This is a genomic window from Methanospirillum sp. (assembly GCF_035560735.1).
Lineage (GTDB): Archaea > Halobacteriota > Methanomicrobia > Methanomicrobiales > Methanospirillaceae > Methanospirillum.
Genome location: NZ_DATMYY010000346.1, coordinates 1 through 2924 on the forward strand (window position 1 = coordinate 1; position 2924 = coordinate 2924).

Consider the following 2924-nt stretch of genomic DNA (forward strand, 5'->3'; position numbering starts at 1 on the left):
ATCAAATAGAGTCAACTGATATAACCCGATAGCATCCATCTGGCACTATAATCTCAAAGCGTGCTCCACTGCCTGATGTTCCGATCTCCTTGATGGTAATTCCGGTTATCGAGAGAATCTCCCGGACAAGGAAAAGACCGAGACCTGTATTCTTCCCATACCCACGTTCAAAAATCCGCTCCTTGAGATCATAGGGAATCCCGGTTCCGTCATCTTCAATTGTTATCACAACCCGCTTATCATCTCTTACGTAAGATGCACGAATGTGTGATACATTACCCCCATGTCTCCCAGCATTATCAATCAGATTGTAAAACACACGCTCAAGAAGCGGATCAGCATAAATAGACAGACCATGAAGATTATTCTCAATAATATCATTTGCAACTAATCCCTGCTCTGATATCTGATCAAGCATTTCACCGATCTCCCGCCACTCAGGAGCATGAACGCCCATATCCTGATAATCACCGGTGAACTCGATCTGATCCCTGATGGTATATGCTGCTTTTTCAAGCATTTCAACCATTTCAGTCATCTCCGGACTAGTACTCATTCTCTTTACAATCGGTAGGATACCAAATAACACTGTAATCCGGTTACGGATATCATGCCTTGTTATGCTTGAAAGTAGGTTGAGTTTCTCGTTGGTTCTCATTAGAGCTTCTTCAACCAGTTTGCGGGAACTGACATCACGGATACTCTGAACCGCTCCAATAAGCCTTCCCCGTGAATCGAACAACGGGTTTGCAACACTCGAGAGATACATTGGACCATTTACAGTATCAGGAAGATACTCTTCCACCGAAAACGTTCCATCATGCATTGAAACATCAGTATAATATTGTTCAGTAAGAAGAGCAGGTTTGAGAATAAGATCCAGAAGCAGGGGTCGCTTATATCCGTAAAATGGTATCGCATATTCCTGTTGCCCCCTACCGATAATCTGATCTTCTGTGATCTTGGTAAGACTCTCCATCGCAGCATTCCAAAGGATTACCCATCCATCCTTATCAACGACAAATGTTGCATCAGGAAGACGGGAAAGTACATCTTTAAGCTGACGATGTGATTCACGGAGTGATTCACTCTCCATGAGAATTTTCCATGCGAGCCGATGCTCAGTAATGTCCTGTACATTCAGGATCCAGTATGGCATTCCACCCATATCAGAGATCAGTGTAAGATCATTCAGGGTTGGAAAGAGAGTTCCATCCCGGTGCTGATGATCTGCTTCGAACACGAAATGTCCATACAACTCTGCTTTCCGGAGGTATGCAGGAAAGTCTTTACGTAAATCAGATGAGAAAAGTGAGGTCATAGGGACAGCATAAATCTCTTCCCTGGTGTATCCATGCATCAAAGCATATGCTGGATTGATAACATCAACCTCGTCATGGATACCAGTAATAATTCCTGCCTGAGTATGCTGGACAATATCAGCAAGTTTCCGGTTTGATACTTCCATCTTTTTACGTTCAGTGATATCTATAGCAAACCCGCGTAACCCGATAACTCCCTCATCGTCGAAGACTCTGATTGTATAGAAGACCATGGGAAATCGAGTGCCATCCCGACGGGTTGCCATATACTCCTGGCCTAATATCCTATCACCTGCCAAAATCAGGTCCATGTTTTTTGCAAGACGTTCCTGGTCTTCTGGTGCAATCAGCTCTTTAGCGAATAATCCTTCCTCAAGGTCTATAGGAGTATATCCTGATACCTGAAATCCGAGCCGGTTCAGAAATGTCAAGCGGCCTGATAAATCAACTTCAAAGACAAACTCAGGTAATGAATCGGCAAGTTCACGATACTTACGTTCACTCTCTTCAGTCTTACGCAATGCCTCAAGAAGTTCTGCCTCCGAGCGGGTTACCCTCTCAAAAACTGGAATTAGAGCATGTGCAAGTTCAGAGAGTTCATCACCGCTGGATAACGGGGATTCAAAAATTTTGGTAGAGGATTTATTTTTCTTTTGGGCACAGGTTATAAGAATTGCAAGTCGCCTGAGAACCAGACGATCCATGAACAACAATGTAATAACAATAAAGACCAGACCGATAGCCACCAGGAGAACAAGAAAACTCCCGATGGTTATTAAACCCTGATTGTAGATAGTCCGGTCACCGGTAACCTGCAGTAGAAACTTTTTTGCTCCTGTAATATCCCTGACCAGAATGGATCCAACAACTCTGTCAGGGCCTAATACATTGAAGTGTATCAGGGGAGTGATAGAACTCATATTCCTGACATCCCCCCAATCCAGTCCTGAACCATATTCAGTACCTGATGCCGGAACGACTGAAAGATGAAGCGAAGTGATATCAGATACTTTGTGAACCTCTTCAGGATCAAGGTACTTACCAAAGATGAGGAAACCCGTAGAGGGTCCGTCATATGTGCTTGTTAAAATTGGTTGAGATACAACGAGAAGTGGATCAGGACCGGGGATGAGAAATCCGGATCTACTGCTGACGAGAGCATAATGTGAAATGAGGTATGGAGTGGAGAGGATAGAAGATAGCTCGTTGTCACTTATTTCACGGGCCTGATGAGATGAGGTGTTATATCCGGTTGCATACACAACGCCACGGCTCTGATTCAAAAAGACCATTATATTTACGCCAAGGTTTTCAAATGAATCAGAGTTTAGATTTTGATCAATGTATGCCGGATTATCCCCCTTGACAAAAAAATAGGTCTCATTCCATCGCGACCATTCTCCGCATTTTGATTCTACGAGTGTTTGTTCATAGTCAATTACTTTGAGGGCCTGTACAACTGAGTCACGGGTACTCTTCTCCTCAAACCCTGCATAACTTTCTGTCAAAACTATGTGTGAAAGACCAAGAATCAGCGCAATTGCTCCAAGGAGCGTAAGACCCAGAATAAGCAATGTCTTAATGCGCAGATTCATAAAATGA

The 2924-nt window shown here is 43.5% G+C and carries 1 protein-coding gene; it reads right to left on the minus strand.

Going from position 1 to position 2924, the window contains the following annotated elements:
• Position 1: 1 nt before the first annotated feature.
• Positions 2-2924, minus strand: a 2923-nt coding sequence (locus VN429_RS10310) for a PAS domain S-box protein (protein ID WP_325632960.1), incomplete at its 5' end; no start/stop codon positions are given.